The organism is Leeia aquatica (assembly GCF_012641365.1).
In the GTDB taxonomy this organism is placed as follows: Bacteria; Pseudomonadota; Gammaproteobacteria; order Burkholderiales; family Leeiaceae; genus Leeia; species Leeia aquatica.
Window position 1 is genome coordinate 1 of sequence record NZ_JABAIM010000013.1, and the last position, 294, is coordinate 294.

A 294-nucleotide genomic window follows, 5' to 3' on the forward strand; every position below is an offset into this window, starting at 1 on the left:
AGATGGGGGGGATGCACAGGCTGATGCCCCAGCTGCTGTTGGACTGGTGGCTTTGGTAGTCGGTGCGGTCTTGCAGGGTGAGCAGGCTGAGGTTGCCGCCGACGTCGAGATTGACCTGTTTGCCAGCAAGCTGGGCACCCTTGAGGGTGGTGTCTTTGCCGCTGCTGAGGTTGAGCTGGTTGCTGGCGGTGATCAGGGTGTTGTCATAGCGGGTTTCGCTGCCGTCGGTGAGGCCTTTGCCTTTGCTGCCGCCGATCTGGAAGCTGAAGCCGTTTTGCTGGCCGAAGCCGAAGG

At 61.6% G+C, this 294-nt stretch carries 1 protein-coding gene; it reads right to left on the reverse strand.

Annotation, left to right across the window (positions count from 1 at the left end):
• Window positions 1-294 (reverse strand): hemagglutinin repeat-containing protein (locus tag HF682_RS17630; protein WP_168878662.1); only part of this gene is annotated, 294 nt, incomplete at both ends.